The organism is Paenibacillus sp. GCM10027626, assembly GCF_042676285.1.
Taxonomy (GTDB): Bacteria; Bacillota; Bacilli; order Paenibacillales; family Paenibacillaceae; genus Paenibacillus_Z.
In genome coordinates this window covers 31,761-52,304 of sequence record NZ_JBHTHC010000002.1, presented here as the reverse complement: position 1 = coordinate 52,304, position 20,544 = coordinate 31,761, and the positions used below count along the sequence as shown (strand labels likewise).

Sequence of the window (20,544 nt, the reverse complement as noted above, 5' to 3'; positions counted from 1 at the left end):
CCTAACGAATCATGACGGCGGCGTTGCCGGCGGTCAAAATGATGGTCACTGCCAAAAAGAACATAAGACTGACTGCCGCCAAAGCGGCAAACACATAGATCAAAGTTTTGCCGATTGTTTGCAGACAGCGGGTAATCGGACTGTCTCCCAGCGGCTGCATAACGGCAGCTGCGATATTATAAATAAGCGCCATCGTCAATATTTTGATCGCCGGGAAAGCGCAAAGAAAAATCAAGATGACGACGCCGGCCAGACCTATCGCATTTTTGACCAGCAATGAAGCCGACATCACTGTATCGGCCGCATCGGAAAAGGTTCTGCCGATAACCGGCACAAAGTTGCCGGTTATAAACTTGGCGGTTCGCATCGTAACGCCATCAGCAACCGAGCTGGTAGCTCCCTGAACCGAGATGACGCCCAGAAAAATTGTCAGCATGATTCCCATCAGGCCGACCCCAAAATTGCGCAAAACGTTGGCCAGTTGTGTTACTTTAAACTTTTCCGTAAGCGCGCTCGCTATATGAAGTACGGCCGAGAAAAACAAAAGCGGAAATACGAATGTATGGATGACCGTCCCCACCGCATGAATCATAAATATGATGATCGGGTGCAGCACCGTTACTGTCACCACATTGCCCATCGATGCCAGCAGGCTTAGCAGCAGCGGCACCATCGCCATCATAAATTGAATCATGCTGTTAATCGCTTCCTTCGCATAGCCAATTGCGACATTGAAGCTGTTGACCGCAAGAATAATCATGACCATATATGAAATCGTATAAGCAACTTTACTGACAGCGCTGCGTTCAAATGCCGACTGCAAAGTTTCCAGAATCATACTGAACACGGTCAGCATGACGATTGTCACCAGCAGCTTGCTATTATAAAGCACTTCATGGAACATATAACGGAGCAAGCCGCCCAGTACTGCACTCAGCTTGAAGCCCTCGCCGCCCGGTGCAATCATCTCGATAAAGCTCGGGTGTTTCCCGCCGGGAAACACCCCGCCGTATTCCTTCATCAAATTGTTCCAGTACGATTCAATATCCCCGGTATCCATGCTTTTCAATTGCTCGTCGGCAAGCCCGTCCGTAATTTCGGCAGCGGCGCCGTAATCCGCGGAGGGCAGCTCACGCTCCGCCTGTCCCGATTGTCCGCCAGGCAGCTGCTTGTCCGGCGCTTTCCCCGCCGATGCCGCGGCAATGTCGGCACCCCCTCCCCACACGATTGCCGCGAGCGTGATGAACAGCCATACGATACGCATAAGCCGGAGCAGCATCGGCTTCAACTCCCCGCCGGCAACAATCCGATCACCGTCTCGATTACGACGCCGATGATCGGAACTGCCATAACTAAAATGAGCACTTTGCCGGCAAATTCTATTTTGGAAGCGACGCTCTCTTGTCCGGCATCCCTGACGATCTGCGCTCCGAATTCAGCGATGTACGCAATGCCGATTATTTTTAGCACAGTTTTTAAGTAGATCGAAGGAATACCGGAGCGTTCAGCCAGCTGCTGCAATACGGAGATGACCGCTTCAATCTTGCCGATCATGAAAAGGAAAATAACTATACCTGTAAATGCGGCAAGTAAAAAGGCGAACATCGGCTTTTGTTCCCGAATGACGAGAATGAGAACCGTCGCTACTAACCCAAGACCGACAATTTGTATGATTTCCATCCGGGTTCACCTGCTTGTCGGAGATCTTACTGAAACAGGAAAATCGCCTTAATTTCCTGAAATAGATCATTTAACAAACGGACTACCATAAACAACACGACAACAAAACCGATTAATGTTACCCAGTGCGCCATATCTTCTTTGCCCATCTGCTTCAATACCGTATGAATCATTGCGATAATGATGCCGATACCGGCAATTTGGAAAATTGCGCTCACATCAATATTCATGTCACCGGCACCCCACTAAACGATCAATATGACAACCAGCACAGCGACAAGGACCCCCAAACTTCTGCTCATCTTCTCATAACGGGCCTGTTCTTCCCGCGCGGCATCTTCTTCCGCTCTCAACTGTTGTACCGCCAGCTGCAAATGCTTGACCTGATCCTCCCGATCGCTAATGCCAAGTGTCGAGCCCAGCCGCAGCAGCGCTGACTGTTCATTGTTTTTCATTGCCGTTGCGGGCCAATTGCTCTTAACCGCCTGTTCCCAGCATTCAGCAAACGGCCGGCCTTCGGCGCTGCTGCTCAGATCACTTGCATCGCGCAGTATCGCACACACCGGCTCCGGAAGCTGGATGCCGGAACGCCCAATTGCCTCCGGGAGCAGTGTATAGCCATAGTTGATTTCAGTTTCAAGCCGCTGCAGCGCTTGGATTAGTTGACGAATTTGTCTTGGTCTGGCGGAATACCCCGCTGCCTGCTGCCAGCCGATCATCGTACCGGCGAACAATATGAGTACAGCCCCGATGAGCTTAATCATCGGTTATCCCGCCTGCCGCCGTGGGCTCGCGCGCTCCGCGCAATCGGCTGTCCAGCCGGCTTCTTACGGGCGTAACGAAGCCGCTTAAGCCCGCTGCGCCTCGACGCAGCTCCACGCACTGCGCGAAAGCTCCTTCATCAAGCAAGCGCCGCAGCACCGGCCTTGCACTGGCATCCTTCAAATTGTTGGCATGTGCTGTAGCAATTACGGCAATCCCGGCATGACTGGCATCCAGAATCGCTTCTGCATCCTCGGTCTTGCCGATCTCATCGACGATCAGCACTTCAGGCGACATTGAGCGAATCATCATCATCATCCCTTCCGCCTTTGGGCATGCATCCAGTACATCTGTGCGCGGGCCGATGTCGAAGGTCGGCACCCCTTGCACGCAAGCCGCGATTTCTGATCGTTCATCTACAATGCCTACTTTGCGACTCGTCCAGCCTGCAGCAGTATGTCCCCACTCACCGGAGCTGATCAGCCTCGCCATATCTCGGATCAAGGTCGTTTTCCCTTGCTGGGGAGGGGCGACAATCAATGTAGAATGGACGGATCGCCTGCTGTAGTCCAGCAGCTTGGGCAGCAGCTTGACTGCCGCGCCCGGCACTTCCCTGGCAATCCGGACATTAAAGGCCGCTACGTCACGTATGGCTCGCACGCGGCTATCGTCAAGCACGGTCCGGCCGGCCAGTCCAATCCGGTGTCCGCCGGCTACGGTTATATAGCCGCGCCGCAGCTCCTCCTCCATAGCATAAAGGGAATGATTAGTTACCCGTTCAAGCAAGGAACGGCAAAGCGCCCTGGACGGCCTGTACGCCCCTGCTGCATCGAAATGCAGCGAACCGTCCGGATGAACAAAACGAAACCCGTCGCAAAAGCCGATTTCAAGCGGCCTGCCTTCGCGGATGCGAATTTCCTCCATCGAGTCTTTCACTCTAGCAGGCATTCTCTCCAACATGGCGGCCAGCTCTTGCGGCAACAATTGCATGATGCGGGAAAGCATCCCCATCCACTCCCAAATCGATCATGTTCTGCTTGTCTAAATGCCTTGCTTGTTTCCGATTTTATGCAGACAACCTGTCAGTTATGACAGCTCTACTGCCTTTTCTCTCAAAAGTTCTCTACTTTTTCAAAATACCGATTAACAGACAGCCTACGCCCGCTACGATCCATGCCAGCTTGCCCAGCGACAATTTATCGGCCATCCCTATTAAGCCGATCGTCGTTGTCGTAATCAAAATGAGCGGCCCCACTAGCGCAAGAGAAGCATTTACCGCCAGGGCGCGATCAATTTGGTTTAGACGGAGCATAAGCAGCGCTGCGCTAATTTCGATAAGACCGGAAAGCACGCGAAGCGACGACATCATCAGCACTATTTTGTTAAACATATCCCTCTCTCCCTTTTGAGCAGCTTTTCTACTACAGCGTATGCAAGCTTGTCTCCAATTCATGCCACGATCGTCCGGGCACCCGCCTGAATAATGCTGCATATATTAAAGGAACTTCTTTGATAAGTGAGGCGAGCAACTGAAATGAGTGGGAACTTACAACAGGTATGGCCGCTTGAGCTGATTGATCCGAGCGGAGAGCGAGCAAACCGGCGTACATCCTCAACATTCGGGCAAACGATGGTAATCGACAAATTTTTGGGGCGTAATGGTTTTACAGATTTATTAGAGACAGCGGCCCCTTATATTAGCTGTATTAAAATCGGATTCGGCACAGCGCCTCTATATCCAACCGAGCTGCTGCTGTTCAAAATCAATCTGGCAAAGCAATATGGAACTACAGTCATGGCAGGAGGCACTCTGCTCGAAGCTGCCGTCCAGCAAAATAAAGTGACAGCTTTTTTTGATGCGATTTGCCAGTTGGGCTTCAACGGCGTGGAAGTATCGGATGGAACGATCCAGCTCAAGGAGCAATTGCGGGATGAATTAATTCGTGAAGGAGTGAGGCGCGGTCTTAAAGTGGTTTCCGAGTATGGCAAAAAACTTTCGAATTCGCTGCTTGACGCCACAGATTTTGCGCTCAGAGCAGAAGCAGATCTTGAAGCCGGCTCTTCTCTCGTAACGGTCGAGGCCCGGGAATCCGGCTGCGGCGGAGGCTTATTTAACGAGCGGGGAGAGTGCAATGAAGGAATTCTCGATAGCATTAGTCACGTTGTGGAAGATCAATCGAAAATTATGTGGGAGGCGCCGTTAAAGCATCAGCAGGTACTGCTGCTGCAGCGGTTTGGCTCAAATGTAAATTTGGGGAATATCGCGCCGGCCGATATACTTTCGCTTGAGACTTTGCGCCGCGGGCTGCGCTCGGACACCTTTAGCTTCGGCCTTCAGCAAGGCCGCACACAGGAGCAGGAGGACTCCGGTGAGGAAAGCGCCTTCCTTTATATGATTTAACCGACATATTAGCAGGGCTTGTTCCATAGACTGTGATAGATACAGTCGGAGGTGGCGAATATGAACGGGCAAATAATACTGGTTGCATTGATCATTATCGGGTTGATTGGGCGATCGCCAATCATCTCCACAGCTGCCTGTATATTGCTCGTTATTAAACTGGTAGCGCTTGACCGCTACTTGCCTGCTATTGAACGGCGCGGCTTGGAGCTGGGCTTGCTCTTTCTCACCTTTAGCGTCCTTGTCCCTTTCGCTTCCGGAAGAATTGAGACCAAGCATATTGTGCAGGCCTTAACTTCATGGCCGGGCATTTTAGCGCTGGCAGGAGGAGCAATTGCCACTTATGTGAATGGCAAAGGCCTCGAAATGTTAAAATTCGATCCCCAGCTAATTGTCGGACTCGTTGTCGGTTCCATTATCGGTATCGTTTTTTTTCGCGGCATCCCTGTCGGCCCGCTAATGGCAGCGGGCTTGACCGCAATCTTATTCAAAATCTTCAGCTTCATTGCCGGCCGCTTTTGAGCGCTTACTTCGTTTGCCGGACAGGGCAGTTGGCGGCGAGTGATCAGAGATGAGCGATGAGGGTTGAGGTATGAGATTAAGGATGCGATGAGCGATGAGGGATGCGGGATGGGGGATGCGGGATGAGGGATAATTGTTGCACACAATACAACATTCCACTTAGAATGCAGCTGTATAGAGTCAAAATGTTGCACGTTCTGCAACAATCATCGCCATTTCGGCTACTTGAAGAAGCAGATTGTTGCATTTCGTACAACAATTCGCTGCCATGTGTGCTTCCCGCCATAGGTTTGTTGCACAAACTACAACATTTGAGCGCTTACTCCGGTTGCCGGACCGTCAAAGACAAGTTCGGTAAGCGGACGAGCGAAGCTGAGCGAAACTGAACGGACCTGAACGGACCTGAACGAGCCTAAGCGAATCTGAGCGTACCTGACCGAGCCTGAGCGGACTGTCGTTCCGTTATCTGTGAACAAGCGTTCCAAAACGCCGGAGCGTCGGACCATGGTTCCGTTATTTGCTTCGAATCGCCGCGAAAATCAGGCAATTGGCACAAATAACGGATTCTCTGTCCGCGAAAGCCTAAATCGCCCGTTTTTCGCACACATAACGGATCATATTTCCGCATGTCTCAAGGCCCCCCGTCTAGCTGAGCGCAAAAGCCCTCTCCTTGAGGTAGTTCCTCCTTAATCGATTGCGCTGTCTAGCGCACAAAAGGCCGCTCTAGGCCGTCACCTCGCGATGACAGCCTAAAGCGGCCTTTTTTCTTGTTAGCGGCGGTCTTTCGGCCCGCCGATAAACGCTTGCTCTTCCACATCCAAGCCGTATGCCGTATGCAGCGCGCGAACGACATCGTGAATACGGTCAGCAGCGATGACACAAGATACTCTGATTTCCGATGTGCTAACCAGCTTAATGCTAATGCCAAGCCCGGAAATCACTTCGAACATTTTGGCTGCCACGCCTGGATTGCTAACCATGCCGGCGCCGACGATCGATACTTTTACGAGATCTTCCTCCGAGGTTACTTCATCGAAGGAAACCTCGCCGCGGATGCCTTCAACCACGGAGATCGCTTTATCTTTGTCGCTAAGCGATACGGTAAACGAGAAGTCAGCCTTGCCGTTCAATACACCGCTTTGTACGATAATGTCAACATTTACTTCGCCTGCTGCGAGCGCACCGAATACAGTCGCCAGTACGCCCGGCACATCCTCAACGCCCAAGATGCTAATTCTTGCTACATCCTTGTCATAAGCGATGCCGCGAACGGCTACGCCTTGTTCCATGACCGCTTCCTCCTTCACACTCGTGCCTTCATTTTGCGTAAAGCTTGAACGGACTACTAACCGTACGTTGTTATGCTTCGCATATTCAACAGCACGCGGATGAAGCACAGCCGCGCCCAAATTAGCCAGTTCCAGCATTTCATCATATGAAATTTCATTAAGCTTGCGCGCACATTTCACGACGCGCGGATCGGTCGAATATACGCCGTCCACATCTGTATAAATCTCGCACACATCAGCATTAATCGCTGCAGCCAGCGCAACTGCTGTCGTGTCCGAGCCGCCGCGGCCAAGTGTCGTAATTTCTCCGTCATCTGTCATTCCTTGGAATCCGGCTACGATAACCGTATACCCTTGTTCGAATGCCTTGAAAATCCGCTCCGGCGCAATATCTGTAATCCGCGCTTTGCCGTGAACGGCATCTGTGCGGAAACCTGCTTGCCAGCCTGTAAGCGACATCGCCTTATGACCGATCTGATGGATAGCCATCGATAATAATGCAACTGAAATTTGCTCCCCTGTCGTGAGCAGCATATCCATCTCGCGCGCCGGCGGATTCGGATTAAGCTGCTTGGACTGATCAATCAAGTCATCAGTTGTATCGCCCATAGCAGAAACGACAACCGCTACCTGGTGACCGGCTTCATGGTAATCGGCAATCCGTCTGGCCACGCGCTGCATGCGCTCTGTTGTGCCGACGGAACTGCCGCCGAATTTCATAACAATCAACGACAACGCTGATCCACTCCCCACATTCAATTCCATCACAAAAAATGATTATACCACAAAAGTAACTCTTTGAATATGAAAGAAGAACTTCTATTGAAGTCCTTCATGGAGGAGCGACCGTATTTTAGCGGTTTCAGCTAACGGTTGCTACAGACGTTATTTCGCCATTAATCCTCCCTTTTTAAATCTAACGGAAGTGTGCGATCTTAATGACACATTTTTGGCCGAAATCGTGCTCCTGATTATCAAATAGCAGCGCACAGTTCCGTTACAATTTCAGATCGGTCGAATTTTCGAAAATAGCGGCCGTGAGATCCGTTAGGATTCGTTCATCACGAACGAGCGGACCCGAGCGAACCGTAGATCCGTTATTGGTCGTTAAAATCCGGCAAAACCAGCAAATAACGGATCCTGTGTCCGCGGAACCTTCGAATAGACCGGGTTTCGACAAAATAGCGGATCGTGTCCACTAGGCTCGTTGTCCTTGGCTCGAGGCAGTTTCTTCCCCTAAAAGTCCCTGGAATTTATCGGGTGAAACTTATTAATTCCAGAAAACAAGAAACCGTCCAGACCTTTGTCTGGACGGCTCAACCGTTCAATTATGCGCGCGAGATATATTTGCCTTCACGCGTATCGATCAGCAAAACATCATCTTCATTGATAAAGAGCGGCACTTGTACATTGAGGCCAGTCTCTACCTTGGCATTCTTCGTTGCGCCCTGAGCCGTGTTGCCTTTCACGCCCGGCTCAGTCTCGATCACTTTCAAATCTACGCTGTTCGGCAGCGTAATCCCCAAAATTTCGCCTTGATAACTGGTAATGTTCACAGTCATGTTTTCTTTAAGGAAATTGATTTCCCACTCCAGCTGATCCTGATCCAGCGTGAATTGGTCGAATGTTTCGTTATCCATGAATGTATATTCATTGCCTGCATTGTACAAGTATTGTACTGCACGGTTCTCTACATGGGCACGGCCGATATTCTCACCGGCGCGGAACGTTTTCTCAACGGTGTTGCCGTTGCGCAGATTTTTCAGCTTGGAACGCACGAAGGCAGCGCCTTTACCTGGTTTAACGTGTTGAAACTCAAGTACGGTAAAGATATCTCCGTCTACTTCTACGGTCAAGCCTGTTTTAAAATCGTTAACTGAAATCACTGCAAATTCCCTCCTAAGTAATTACGCAAAATATCGACCAACCTCACTAGAGCTGTACAAGCTCTTTGGCTGAGGTGGTCAAGCGAGTGTTGCCGGTGGCAGTAATGACGATATCATCCTCAATCCGCACACCGCCGAAACCAGGAATGTAGATCCCCGGTTCTACAGTTACTGTCATCCCAGGCTCGAGCACATCGTCCGCAAGCTTGGACAAACGCGGCATCTCATGCACTTCCATCCCCAAACCATGCCCGGTGCTGTGCCCGAATTGCTCTCCAAAGCCGTAACGCGCGATGATGTCGCGCGCAATGGCGTCCGCTTCTCTGCCTGTCATGCCGGGCTTGATGCCGTCCAGTGCCGCTTGCTGGGCTTCAAGCACAATCGAGTAAATTTCCCGATGACGCTCCTGTGCCCGACCGACAACGACCGTTCTTGTCAAATCCGAACAATAACCGCCAAAGAGCGCTCCAAAGTCCATCGTTACGAACTCATTAACGCCGATCTGCCGCTCGCTGGCCACGCCATGCGGCAAGGCCGACCGTTCGCCCGAGGCAACGATCGTCTCGAAGGAAGTAGCTGTCGCGCCTCTGCTGCGCATGTACATCTCCAGTTCAAGCGCAACGTCGCCTTCGCGCACACCTGGCTTGATAAAGCCGAGAACATGCTCATACGCCTCATCTGCCAGCCTGGCAGCGGCGCGCATAATTTCCAGCTCATCTTCGTCCTTGTACATTCGCCGCTTCTCAACGATACCGCTGGTCGGAGCCAGTTCCACATCTTTCAGGACGGAAGCCCACAACGCATGCTCGCTAAAAGTGACCAGACTTTGCTCAAAGCCAATCCGTTTTAATCCTGCTTTCTTTACCAGCTCGGCTACCGTATCGATCGCTCTGGCTTGCTGCTGTACCACTTGAAATCCGGCAGCCTGCTCAGCCGCTTGTACATTGTAGCGAAAATCAGTTACCAGCCATTCGTCTGTTGGCGTGAGAAGCACAATACCGGCAGATCCGGTAAATCCGCTCACGTATCGCCGATTAACGGCGCTAGCAATCAGCAAGCCGTCCAGTTTCAGCTCGTTCAACTGGGCTCTGATCGCAGTTACCCGTCTATTCGTCATACGTCCTCCTCCAATTATACAACTATCGCACTAGCCGGACTGATCTTCAGACTTGTTAAAAATATAAGAAAACATAAGTTTGACCCTACATCGCTTATATTTCTAAGAGGAAGAACCTTGCTTCGCGCCAAGGTCAGCCGTTTCTTCCTGCTGTAATCGAAGATGCTCTGCAAGAGCGGACAAACCTAGTATGTAGCTTTGCACGCCGAAGCCGGCAATCTGTCCAACCGCAACCGGAGCAACAACCGACACATGGCGGAACGGCTCGCGTTTGTGAATATTGGACATGTGAACCTCGACGACAGGCAAAGCGACTGTACTTAATGCATCGCGCAGCGCATAACTGTAGTGCGTCAATGCGCCCGGATTAATAACAATACCGTCCACTTTTCCGTAAGCTTCATGAATCCGGTCAATCAGGTAGCCTTCATGATTCGATTGGTAAAATGAAATATCGACGCCAAGCTTTGCCGCATGCTCTGTCAGAAGCGACTCAATATCCGCCAGCGTAGCCGTGCCGTACACACCTGGTTCGCGGACGCCGAGCATGTTCAAATTGGGGCCGTTCAACACTAATATTGATCGCATAACTACCCTCCCGGAGCATAAGTCAATTGACATTTTACCACATACACCCGCCCTTTGAGAAGTAATCAATTCGGCCTGGCCGGCTCCCTTGACGCTTCGTCATGAAACTCGAAAGCAATCGTGTACCCAATGAATAATCCCCAGACGACAAACACGGAAAACTCGGTTGAAATTGTATCGTAGCCAATTCTGTTAAACGGCTCCATAGTCCCCCATAGCGGCCCTGCGGCCACCATCAGAACCGCCCACCAGGCGATGCCGTAGATGATCCCCCACCACGGCCCTTTAAGCCGTCCGAATACAACGATATATAAAAAGGTCGCAGCGATCGAAAACAGGATAAAAAAACCAAGCCCCAGCGCGTGCCCCCAGCCTGAAACTAAAAACTGATGCCGAAAAAAGGGCTCTGCCAAAAAAGCGGGAATCACTTTTGTAAACTTAATACTGTACAGCATCCAGCGCACTAATCCCCAGATCAGACCGGCAAAAAAGCCAAGCCTGATGCCAAAATAAAAAGAATTTGTTTGATGCTTGCTCCGCGCCCCTTCCGCGACAGCTCCATGAGCTTGCTGTCCAGACCATAATCCGCTCATTCCAGTCCACCTCCTTGCACACTGCATACAGATTTTCATAATTCCGCTCCGTTCTACGTTCTAGTATGTACAAAATGTTAATTTGAAAATCCTCTGCAGGCGTATGCACTGCAAACGCCCCCTCTCGCTTTCAGCGCAATAATAAAGTACAATAGAAGCAGACGAATTTCATTCCCTACACGCTATTCAGCTGAATTTCAAAAGGAAGGTGACATGACCTTGTCGCAGAACGCACAAAATATTTATGGGGGGCAAGCTGTCATAGAAGGCGTTATGTTTGCAGGAAAGCACGTAAATGTAACCGCAGTACGGCGCAAAAATAACGAAATTATCTTCTATGAAGTGCCTCGGACTACAAAACCATGGATTCAAAAGCTCAAAAAAATTCCGCTAATTCGCGGCATTGTAGGCATTCTGGAATCAAGCGCCAAAGGATCGCAGCATTTGAACTTCTCAATGGAAACCTATGCGGAGGATGAAACTGCAGGAGATAAGCCGGAGGATAAACCGCAGGATCAGCCGGCTGAATCCGAGAAAAAAGAAAAAAGCGGCTGGAGCCTGACGATGATCGTCGGGGTTGCGGTAGCCGGCATCATCTCTTTTATTGTCGGAAAGCTTGCTTTCACTGTTGTACCGGCAGCCGTTACCGAGTTGATATTCGGACATACCAAGCTGAATATAGTAGTTAATAACCTGATTGAAGGCTTGATTAAAATTACGTTTCTGCTCTTCTACCTTTACATTATTTCGCTAACTCCGCTGATCAAGAGACTGTTCCAGTATCACGGAGCCGAGCATAAAGTAATTAGTGCCTATGAGGGCGGCGTAGACTTGACGGTAAGTAATGTACAGCGCTATACGCGGCTGCATTATCGCTGCGGCAGCAGCTTTATTGTTTTTTCCGTCATTGTCGGTGTCATCATTTACTCGCTGCCGATTTTCACATGGGACTCTATGTGGGAAAGAATTTATTTACGGGTGCTGCTGCTGCCGGTCGTACTGGGATTGTCCTATGAAACATTACGCGTCACCAATGCAGTGCGCGATATTCCCGTGCTGCGCGTGCTTGGCTATCCGGGACTGTGGCTGCAGAAGCTGACGACAAAAGAGCCGACCGACGAGCAAGTCGCCGTATCGATCGCCTCTTTCAACCGCATGCTCGAGATCGACCAGAAGATGGCCAAATCCGCTTAGAGTCTTGATGAAGAGATGTAAGAAAGGGTGAGCACCATACTGCGCAAACTTAGTCCGTTGACGATTTTCATTCTGTTGCTTGCCGGGATTGGACTGGTATACGGTCTGCTGACTGAACCGGCGCGGCTCCTTATTCCCGTTCTTGTCCTTGGCGGTATTTTCATGCTGTACATGCTGCAAATGCGGGGGCTCCGCAAAAAGGCAGCTGCCAAATCGGTCGCAAGGCGCGATGCCGCCGCGGTGAATAAAGCCAAAGCGCGGAAATCGATGCCCTTCAGAGTTATTGAAGGCGGCAAAGATGACGACAACATACCGAAGTATCACTAAATCGCAGGCAGACCTAAGAAGAAACGGCTGATGCCATCCTTGGCGAAGCAAGTTTCTTCCCTTACAAATATAAGCTGTGTATAAGGTGAAACTTATACTTTCTTATATTTTGAGCAAAAAAACCGCTGGTACATATTGTACCAGCGGTTTTTTTGCTGCAGGATGCGGCCTTAACCGCGCCTGCCCTTATTCCGTATCAAGCTCTTGACGAATCGCTCTCAGCTCCGCCAGGCGGCTCTCGTCACGCTGAAAATATTGAACCAAAGTTTCGATGCAAGTAATAGAATCCCAGCTCAGATGATGCTCGATTCCCTCGACATCCGTGTAAATATTTTCTTCTCTTACTCCGATCACGGTCAAAAAGGATTCCAGCAATTCGTGCCTGTCCACAAGGCGCTTGCCCATCTTTTTCCCCTTGCTGGTCAGCACGAGACCGCGGTATTTCTCATAGACCAGATAATTGTCCTTGTCCAATTTCTGGATCATCTTTGTTACCGATGAAGGGTGAACTTCGAGTCCTTCTGCAATGTCGGATACGCGTGCGTAACCTTTTTCATCAATAAGCTTGTAAATCCGTTCCAAATAGTCTTCCATGCTCGGCGTCGGCATCGAAAGAACCTCCATTCCCACCATCATCCAGCTCCATACCTTTGAAATCGATGTATTTAATTACCACGTCGGTTCAATATTCATTTCACCGCGAGTCACTTCTTGTATCATACACTGATTGCATAGCTTGCCGCAACCTGTTGAATGTCACGATTAGCACCATTTTAGTTAAAAATCATCCATTCGGGCGTAATCGAGTTCAGCCAAATCGTAATTTTGGTCATCTGATTCGTAAACAGCAAAATCCCCATTAAAATCATAATGCTGCCGCCAATTTTCATCATAAGAGCCGAATAGCGCACAATCCAGCGCGCAGAGCCAATGAAGAACGCCAGTACAAAAAACGGAATAGCAAATCCTAATGCATAGGCCGTAGTCAGTTGAAACCAGGTTCCCGGCTCAGATGCCGCCAAGGCCAGAATCGCCGCCAGTATCGGTCCCGTACATGGTGACCACCCTGCAGAAAAGCCGATCCCAAATACGAACGAAGCGAGATAGCCCGACTTTTCCAGCTTGAGCGGAAGCTTGCGCTCCTTGAGCAGCAGCTTAGGCTGAATCAGCCCTGTCAGAATTAGACCCATCAAAATAATAAGTACAGCCGACAGCTGCCGGATACGTTCCTGATATTCCGAAAAAAAGTCGGCGAATGCGCTCGTCCCATAACCAAGCGTATAGTAGATAACCGAAAAACCCAGTATAAAAAACAAGGTGTGCGACATCGTCCGAATGCGCACTGCCTTGCCGGGCTTTTCACTTTTCAGATCCGTTACAGATATGCCTGTAATATACGATAAGTACGAAGGATAAAGAGGAAGACAACACGGCGAAATGAACGAAGCAATGCCCGCTCCGAACGCAATCCATACATTTACATCCGTCATAAGGAGCCTCCTAAAAACTAAACTGAATTACATTATCGTCTTTTTACAAGTAGCAGCAGCAAAAGCACGCCGATAAGCAGCAGTACTATTGTACCGCCGGGAGCCAAGTTCCAAATGCCGGCCATCATCAGCCCGCCAATAATCGCCGCCTCGGCAATCAGCACGACGGCGATGACGGATTGCCGGAAGCTTTTGGCAACTACAAGCGCGCACGCTGTCGGTATCGTCAATAGAGCAGAAACGAGCAGCGCCCCTACAATTTTGATGGAGACACTGATGACTAATGCAGTCATAACGCTTATCAGCAGATTGAAATACCGGGTTGGCAGCCCGCTTACAGCGGCTGCATCTTCATCGAAAGTAAGCAAAAACAGTTCCTTCATATGCGTCCCGATCACAAGCACTACAATAACCGTCACGATCGCGATGACAAGCAAATCAAAATTATCGAGTGTATAGATGCTGCCAAACAAATAGTCGTTTACACTTACACTAAAGCCCTTGCCCAGCGTAAATAACAAGGAAGCTAGCGCGACGCCGCCAGACATAATGATAGCGCTGGACAGCTCGGCATAGCTTTTGTACGCTTTGCGCAGTTTCTCAATCGCCAGCGTAGCAGCTAATGCGAACAGCAGTCCAACGCCTATCGGATAAATGCCGATCAGGAAGCCCAGCGCAACCCCGGCAATCGAAACATGAGCCAGCGTGTCGCCGATCATAGACAATCGGCGCAGTACGAGGAACAGCCCCATAAGCGGCGCTGTAATACCGATTAATACGCCCCCGATCAGCGCTTTTTGAAAAAACTCGCTCGTTAGGATTTCCAACTTGCTACGCCCACCTTCTCATTGTCCATCGACCGGCGCAAGTCCCGCAAGCCGTGTGTTAAATTCGTTTCCGTACAATCCTCAAGCTCATGCGAATGCTTCACATAAAAGTTGATCTTGCCATACTCCCGCTTGGGCTTTTCGCCAAGATAGGAGCGGATCATCTCCATATCATGCGACACCATCAAAAAAGTCATATTATGATGTTGATGCATATGCTTGATCAAGTGAAAAAATCCTTCCTGCGTCTCCACATCAATGCCGACCGTCGGCTCATCGAGAATTAACAGCGCCGGATTGTTTATGAGCGCTCTAGCCAAAAAAGCGCGCTGCTGCTGCCCTCCGGACAGCTGACCGATTCGTTTGTCCGCCAGGTCCTCAATGGCCATCGCATGCAGCGCTTCATCGCACTTCAACTGATCAGCCTTCGTAATCCGGCGGAACAATTTGTTTCTCCCGTATAAGCCTGACAGCACCACTTCGCGGACTGTCGCTGGAAACAGCGGGTTGAAATTGTTTTTCTGCGGAACATACCCGATGCGACCCCAGTCGCGAAATTGCGCAATCGGCGTCCCAAACAGCTTGATCGCACCGCTGTCCGGCTTAAGCAGCCCGACAATCATCCGCAGCAGCGTCGTCTTCCCGGCCCCGTTCGAGCCGATCAGCCCGACGAAGTCTCGCTCCTGAACACCAAAGCTAATATGCTCGACTACCTTTTTGCTTTGGTAAGAAAACGATACGTCAATCAGTTCAATGACGTGATCATGACAAATTGGCGGAGCCGCAAGCTTAGTCTCGCTATTCATATTTCTTGCCTCCCTCTTACTCCGCGCTTCTTCCTGATCCTTCTATTGTAATGCTTGCAGCAAATTTTGCAAATTCGCTTCCATAATTGAAAAATAATCTTCGCCCTTGCTTTCCTGCTCAGGTGTCAGTCCTTCAACAGGATTTAGCACTAATGTCTCAACCTTCGCCTCGCGCGCCAGCGTATTCGCCAGCTTATCGGACACCAGCTCTTCAAAGAAAATGTATTTGATGCCGTTCTCTTTGACGAACTTGGCAATTTGCAGCAAATCCTGCGCTTTTGGCTCGGCATCAGGCGATAGCCCCATTATTGACACTTGCTCCAGCCCATAATCACGCGCCAAGTAACCAAAAGCATGATGCGAGGTCACGATTGCTTTCAGCTTTGCCGCTCCCAGCTTCTCCGTATATTGCTCATCCAGCTGCTTGAGTTTCACTTGCAGCGCTTCGTAATTAACCTCATACTGCTCACGGTGATCCGCATCGACCTCGATAAGCGCATTGCGTACATTTTCAGCCATAATGAGCATCGACTTCGGGCTTACCCACGTATGCGGATCATGATGATGGCCGTCCGCATCCGCTTCATGACCATGATCGTGCTCCTCCTCTTCGCCCTCGCTGTCAATCAGAGCGATTCCTTCGCTGGCAACCTTCGTCACTACCTTGCTGTCTTTGGACAGCCCCTTAAGGAAGTTATCCACCCAGCCCTCAAAGCCTGCGCCATTATACAAAAACAGCTGGGCCTTGGAGGCGATATCCAGATCGAGACTTTTCGGGCTCCATTCATGCGGCTCGACCCCTGCCGGAATTAAATTGACCGCATTAACTTGCTCGCCGCCGATCTGCTTAGCCAAAAAATAAAGCGGATAAAAGCTTGTCACCACATTGGTCTTGCCGTCCACCAATTTATTGTCACTGCTGCTGGTACAACCGGATAAAATAAGCAGCATGCCAAGCAGCAGCAAAATTGCCGCTGTCATATTAACACGAAATAATTTCATCTGATTCAAGCTCCTTATAATCTATTTATTCGTAACAATTACGTTTTAAATTATATAAGCTCGACTTTTAACTTGTCAATAGACAAAAAGTGAAGGCCGAGCCCGGAGCTTTACAGCCCCTATTGCTTAGCCTTCACTCTTTACTTGCTTCTTACTTCACGATCGCGCCGTTCGGCATGCTGTCAGGCACAGTAGCCAGTGTCAGCTGCTCTCCGACAGAAGCTGCCAAAATCATGCCTTGCGAAACCTCGCCGCGCAGCTTGACCGGCTTCAAATTCGTCACACAAATCACTTTGCGGCCTACAAGCTCCTCAGGCGTATAATACTTCGCGATGCCGGATACAACTTGCCGCTGCTCGTAGCCGAGATTAAGCTGCAGCTTCAGCAGCTTATCCGCCTTTTTCACCGGTTCTGCCGCGATAACTTGCGCGACGCGCAGCTCCACTTTGGCAAACTCGTCAATCGTGATTTCGTCCTTCAGCTCAGGAACCTCCTGAACGTCAGCAGCGGAAGCCGAATCCTCAGCCTGTTGTCCTTCCTGCGCTCCAGCAGCGGCTATCCCCTTATTCATGGAAGCGGCAATGTAAGCCGTCTCCACCTCTGCATCGAGGCGCGGGAAGATCGGTTCGGCTTTGGTTACCTTGGTGCCGGCAGGCAGCAAACCGAATGTCTTCGCGCTATCCCAGGAGGCCAGCTCACCTTCTTCGATCCCCAACTGACGGCGGATTTCCCGCGGCGCATTCGTCAGGAACGGCTGCAGCAAAATCGACATAATCCGCAACGCTTCCGCCAAATGATGCATGACGGATTCCAGCTCGCCGCGTTTTGCTTCATCCTTGGCCAGTGCCCAAGGCTGTGTTTCGTCAATGTACTTGTTCGTCCGGCCTACCAGCTGCCACAAGCCATTCAGCGCAACAGAAAATTCCATATTATCCATCGCTGCTTCCACTTGCGTTGCCGTGCCGGCTGCAAGTCCCGCCAACGCTTCGTCAAACGCCGTTACATTGCCGGCATAGGCTGGAATTTGTCCGCCGCAATATTTGTCCACCATCGCAATGGTACGGTTGAGCAGGTTGCCCAAATCATTAGCCAGATCAAAATTGATACGCTCAATAAAGCCCTCTGGCGTAAATACGCCGTCAGAGCCGAAAGGCACCTCGCGCAGCAAGAAGTAGCGCAATGCATCAAGACCGTACCGTTCAATCAAGACGACCGGATCGACGACATTCCCTTTCGATTTGGACATTTTGCCGTCCTTGGAGAGGAACCAGCCATGGGCAAACACTTGCTTCGGCAGCGGCAGATCAAGCGCCATCAGCATAATCGGCCAGTAAATGGTATGGAAGCGGACAATTTCTTTACCCACGAGATGCACATCGGCCGGCCAGAACGTTTTGAAAGGCTGGTCATTGTCCGTGCCATAGCCCAGCGCTGTAATATAGTTCGATAAGGCATCGATCCATACATAGACGACATGCTTCGGATCACCCTTAACCTTGATGCCCCACTCAAACGTCGTACGGGATACCGCCAAGTCCTCAAGCCCGGGCTTAATAAAGTTGTTGATCATCTCATTTTTGCGGGATTCCGGCTGGATGAAGCTCGGATTATCCTCGTAATATTTCAGCAGCCGATCGGCATATTTGCTCATCCGGAAGAAGTAGCTTTCTTCCTTCACCAGCTCCACCGGCCTGCCACAGTCGGGACAGTTGCCGTCATTCAATTGCCGCTCCAAAAAGAACGATTCGCAAGGGGTGCAGTACCAGCCCTCGTAAGTCCCTTTGTAAATATCGCCCTGCTGCAGCAAACGGTCAAAAATCTCCACAACGACTTCCTTATGGCGCGGTTCTGTTGTGCGAATAAAATCGTCATTGGAAATATCGAGCTTCTTCCACAGCTCTTTAATCGTCGCCACGATACCGTCGACAAACTGCTGCGGCGATTGTCCCTTTTCCGCCGCTTTGCGTTCAATCTTTTGCCCATGCTCGTCCGTACCGGTCAAATACCAGACATCATAGCCGCGCAGCCTTTTGTAGCGAGCCATTACGTCGCCGGCCACCGTCGTATAAGCATGACCGATATGAAGTTTATCGCTCGGATAATAAATCGGTGTCGTTATATAGAACGTTTTTTTTGCTTCGCTCATTATTGGAGCCTCCTTATGTGTGTTAGAAAATCAAAAAAGCTTCCGCCCGTATGGGGCGAAAGCCTAGCTTACGCGATACCACCCAAATTCCTCTTGCACGCCATCATCCATACAGACGGCTGCAAAAGCTCATTAAGTGTCATCTGCTGCAGATGACATCATGCCAGTAACGCGGCCTACGCCGCTCCCTTGCTGCAGCCTGCCGCTGCCAGCTCGAAAGCAGATTCTCCAGGACCATCTTCCGATATCGTCTCCTTGCCGGCTCCCACCTGTCCCGGCTCTCTGTAAAGGGCGCAATGATCGTACTTATCCATTCATTGAAGTGAATTATTGAATTGTACGTTTATTGTTAAATATAACTAATCTGCAGCTGCAATGTCAAGAGACGCCGGCATCCTGCTGCGCTAACTCGCGCTTCTCACGCTCTGTGAGCGGCACATAATCGATCCCGCCGGGATGAAAGGGGTGACAGCGGGCAATGCGCCTTGCGGCAAGCCAGCTTCCGCGCAGCGCGCCATGCTTTTCAATCGCCTCCAGCGCATAGGCGGAGCAGGTTGGATAGAAGCGACAGGTCGGCGGCTTCAAAGGCGAGATGAAGCGCCGGTAGGCTACAATCGGCAGACGGAGCAATGTTCGCATCAAATAAAATCGCCACTTCCTTAAAATAAAGCTTTCAGATTCATTTTCTCTCATCATGCCTGAAAATATAAGCAGCGTCAACAGCAGTATAATGAACTTTTCCTCCCGCTCCTGTTTTAGTGCAACATTGTGACAAAAACAAATGTCGCAAATTTACAGAGCGAATGTCATATTAATCGATTATAGCTTGCGCATATTTGTGTTACCTTATCGTTGTGTCGCATAATTAGAGTATCTATTATAGGAGGTAACTACAGATGATTCGAGTTGCTATGCTTAGCTATTGGCATGTTCATGCATGGGATTACACGAAACAAGTACAAGGAAATTCACAGACTGAGGTTGTTGCGGTATGGGATGAAATCCCAGCACGCGGCCAAGAAAACGCTGAGAAGCTAGGCGTACCTTTTGTCGCAGATTTAGATGAACTATTGGCACGTGAGGACGTCGACGCTGTAGTTGTCGACACGCCGACCAATATCCATCGTGACGTCATGATTAAAGCAGCTCGGGCAGGAAAGCATATTTTCACTGAAAAGGTTATTGCTCCTACTTTGCAAGAAGTGAATGAAATTATGGCCGCGATCCGCGAAGCAGGGGTAAAATTCACTGTCTCCCTGCCAAGATTGAACGATGCTTATACACTGGCTGCCCAGCAAGTTATCGAGCAAGGCTTGCTCGGCGAGCTGACTCAGGCGCGCGCCCGTCTGTCGCATAACGGCGCCATTGCCGGCTGGCTGCCCGATCATTTCTTCAGCCTTGAGCAATGCGGCGGCGGCGCGCTTATTGATCTGGGCTGCCATCCGATGTATTTGACCCGCCTGTTCCTTGGCGTGCCGCAAAGCGTGAGCACAACGTTCGGCTATGTAAGCGGCAAAGAGGTAGAAGATAACGCGGTATCGATTCTTCGTTACGAGAATGGCGCAATCGGGATTGTCGAAGCCGGCTTCGTCAACTCCCACTCCCCGTTCTGCATCGAAATTCACGGTACGGAAGGCACGCTCCTTTACGGTCTGCCTGACGAAATCGTACGTGTACGCAGCAATAAGCTGAAAGCGGACGAATGGGTGGCGATCGAAATGCCGAAGAACCGCATTTCCGCTTTTGATCAATGGGTAGATCATATTTTGAACGATACGACGGCCGATGAAAATATTGAGCTGGCAATCGATTTGACGAAATTGATGGAAGCTTCCAACCTATCGGAAAAAGAGCAGCGGGAAATTCGTCTTTCCGATCTGAAGGCTTAATTGCAGCTATAAAAATCCGGCAGGA

At 50.3% G+C, this 20,544-nt stretch carries 23 protein-coding genes; 5 read left to right on the top strand and 18 right to left on the bottom strand.

What is annotated here, in order from left to right:
- Position 1: 1 nt before the first annotated feature.
- The 6 genes from spoIIIAE to ACFQ0N_RS03870 form a co-directional block, all read right to left on the bottom strand.
- Positions 2-1,279 carry a stage III sporulation protein AE gene (spoIIIAE, locus tag ACFQ0N_RS03895; RefSeq protein ID WP_379323055.1) on the bottom strand — a complete coding sequence of 426 codons (1,278 nt, stop codon included), beginning with the start codon at positions 1,277-1,279 and terminating at the stop codon, positions 2-4.
- Between the two features lie 5 nt (positions 1,280-1,284).
- Positions 1,285-1,680: a stage III sporulation protein AD gene (gene spoIIIAD, locus ACFQ0N_RS03890; protein ID WP_379323054.1), complete on the bottom strand. Its 396-nt coding sequence runs from the start codon at positions 1,678-1,680 to the stop codon at positions 1,285-1,287.
- Positions 1,681-1,706: 26 nt separating this feature from the next.
- A complete protein-coding gene (gene spoIIIAC, locus ACFQ0N_RS03885) occupies positions 1,707-1,910 on the bottom strand; it encodes a stage III sporulation protein AC (protein WP_183597994.1) in 204 nt (67 codons plus the stop codon).
- Positions 1,911-1,925: 15 nt separating this feature from the next.
- A complete protein-coding gene (gene spoIIIAB / locus ACFQ0N_RS03880; RefSeq protein WP_379323053.1) occupies positions 1,926-2,444 on the bottom strand; it encodes a stage III sporulation protein SpoIIIAB in 519 nt (172 codons plus the stop codon).
- The gene (spoIIIAA, locus tag ACFQ0N_RS03875) at positions 2,437-3,447 is read right to left on the bottom strand and encodes a stage III sporulation protein AA (protein ID WP_379323052.1); all 1,011 of its coding nucleotides are present in this window, start codon (positions 3,445-3,447) and stop codon (positions 2,437-2,439) included. The genes spoIIIAB and spoIIIAA overlap by 8 nt, the downstream gene beginning before the upstream one ends.
- Before the next feature lie 118 nt (positions 3,448-3,565).
- Positions 3,566-3,832: a YqhV family protein gene (locus tag ACFQ0N_RS03870; protein WP_379323051.1), complete on the bottom strand. Its 267-nt coding sequence runs from the start codon at positions 3,830-3,832 to the stop codon at positions 3,566-3,568.
- Between the two features lie 144 nt (positions 3,833-3,976).
- Between ACFQ0N_RS03870 and comA the strand changes: the two genes are divergently transcribed.
- Together comA and ACFQ0N_RS03860 are read left to right on the top strand one after the other, a co-directional pair.
- Complete coding sequence (gene comA / locus ACFQ0N_RS03865; RefSeq protein ID WP_379323050.1) at positions 3,977-4,843, top strand: phosphosulfolactate synthase; 867 nt, start codon at positions 3,977-3,979, stop codon at positions 4,841-4,843.
- 60 nt (positions 4,844-4,903) lie between these two features.
- Positions 4,904-5,365 carry a DUF441 domain-containing protein gene (locus ACFQ0N_RS03860; protein WP_379323049.1) on the top strand — a complete coding sequence of 154 codons (462 nt, stop codon included), beginning with the start codon at positions 4,904-4,906 and terminating at the stop codon, positions 5,363-5,365.
- A 770-nt stretch (positions 5,366-6,135) separates the two neighbouring features.
- Here ACFQ0N_RS03860 and ACFQ0N_RS03855 read toward each other — a convergent pair.
- The 5 genes from ACFQ0N_RS03855 to ACFQ0N_RS03835 form a co-directional block, all read right to left on the bottom strand.
- Positions 6,136-7,389: an aspartate kinase gene (locus tag ACFQ0N_RS03855; RefSeq protein ID WP_379323048.1), complete on the bottom strand. Its 1,254-nt coding sequence runs from the start codon at positions 7,387-7,389 to the stop codon at positions 6,136-6,138.
- A 593-nt stretch (positions 7,390-7,982) separates the two neighbouring features.
- The gene (efp, locus tag ACFQ0N_RS03850; protein WP_379323047.1) at positions 7,983-8,540 is read right to left on the bottom strand and encodes an elongation factor P; all 558 of its coding nucleotides are present in this window, start codon (positions 8,538-8,540) and stop codon (positions 7,983-7,985) included.
- 46 nt (positions 8,541-8,586) lie between these two features.
- Entirely contained in the window at positions 8,587-9,657 is a 1,071-nt protein-coding gene (locus ACFQ0N_RS03845; RefSeq protein ID WP_379323046.1) for a M24 family metallopeptidase, read from the bottom strand.
- Between the two features lie 102 nt (positions 9,658-9,759).
- On the bottom strand, positions 9,760-10,245 hold the full coding sequence (aroQ, locus tag ACFQ0N_RS03840; RefSeq protein ID WP_379323045.1) for a type II 3-dehydroquinate dehydratase: 486 nt from the start codon (positions 10,243-10,245) through the stop codon (positions 9,760-9,762).
- Between the two features lie 65 nt (positions 10,246-10,310).
- A complete protein-coding gene (locus ACFQ0N_RS03835; protein WP_379323044.1) occupies positions 10,311-10,838 on the bottom strand; it encodes a YqhR family membrane protein in 528 nt (175 codons plus the stop codon).
- Positions 10,839-11,051: 213 nt separating this feature from the next.
- On the opposite strand from ACFQ0N_RS03835, the gene ACFQ0N_RS03830 reads away from it, so the two are divergent.
- A complete protein-coding gene (locus ACFQ0N_RS03830; protein ID WP_379323043.1) occupies positions 11,052-12,032 on the top strand; it encodes a DUF1385 domain-containing protein in 981 nt (326 codons plus the stop codon).
- 27 nt (positions 12,033-12,059) lie between these two features.
- Positions 12,060-12,359, top strand: coding sequence for a hypothetical protein (locus ACFQ0N_RS03825; RefSeq protein WP_379323042.1), 300 nt, complete (start codon positions 12,060-12,062; stop codon positions 12,357-12,359).
- A 186-nt stretch (positions 12,360-12,545) separates the two neighbouring features.
- On the opposite strand, the gene mntR is transcribed toward ACFQ0N_RS03825, so the two are convergent.
- From mntR to yidD, 7 genes are all read right to left on the bottom strand, one after another.
- Positions 12,546-12,968, bottom strand: a complete 423-nt coding sequence (gene mntR, locus ACFQ0N_RS03820; protein WP_379323041.1) for a transcriptional regulator MntR — start codon at positions 12,966-12,968, stop codon at positions 12,546-12,548.
- Between the two features lie 164 nt (positions 12,969-13,132).
- Positions 13,133-13,849, bottom strand: a complete 717-nt coding sequence (locus tag ACFQ0N_RS03815) for a cytochrome c biogenesis CcdA family protein (RefSeq protein WP_379323040.1) — start codon at positions 13,847-13,849, stop codon at positions 13,133-13,135.
- A gap of 32 nt (positions 13,850-13,881) precedes the next feature.
- Positions 13,882-14,676, bottom strand: a complete 795-nt coding sequence (locus ACFQ0N_RS03810; protein ID WP_379323039.1) for a metal ABC transporter permease — start codon at positions 14,674-14,676, stop codon at positions 13,882-13,884.
- Complete coding sequence (locus tag ACFQ0N_RS03805) at positions 14,664-15,482, bottom strand: metal ABC transporter ATP-binding protein (protein ID WP_379323038.1); 819 nt, start codon at positions 15,480-15,482, stop codon at positions 14,664-14,666. The genes ACFQ0N_RS03810 and ACFQ0N_RS03805 overlap by 13 nt, the downstream gene beginning before the upstream one ends.
- Before the next feature lie 42 nt (positions 15,483-15,524).
- Positions 15,525-16,484: a metal ABC transporter solute-binding protein, Zn/Mn family gene (locus tag ACFQ0N_RS03800; protein WP_379323037.1), complete on the bottom strand. Its 960-nt coding sequence runs from the start codon at positions 16,482-16,484 to the stop codon at positions 15,525-15,527.
- 151 nt (positions 16,485-16,635) lie between these two features.
- Entirely contained in the window at positions 16,636-18,630 is a 1,995-nt protein-coding gene (gene metG, locus ACFQ0N_RS03795; protein WP_379323036.1) for a methionine--tRNA ligase, read from the bottom strand.
- 378 nt (positions 18,631-19,008) lie between these two features.
- Positions 19,009-19,269 (bottom strand): membrane protein insertion efficiency factor YidD, encoded by a 261-nt coding sequence (gene yidD, locus ACFQ0N_RS03790; RefSeq protein ID WP_379323035.1) that lies wholly within the window; start codon positions 19,267-19,269, stop codon positions 19,009-19,011.
- 257 nt (positions 19,270-19,526) lie between these two features.
- Between yidD and ACFQ0N_RS03785 the strand changes: the two genes are divergently transcribed.
- A complete protein-coding gene (locus ACFQ0N_RS03785) occupies positions 19,527-20,519 on the top strand; it encodes a Gfo/Idh/MocA family protein (protein ID WP_379323034.1) in 993 nt (330 codons plus the stop codon).
- Positions 20,520-20,544 lie beyond the last annotated feature (25 nt).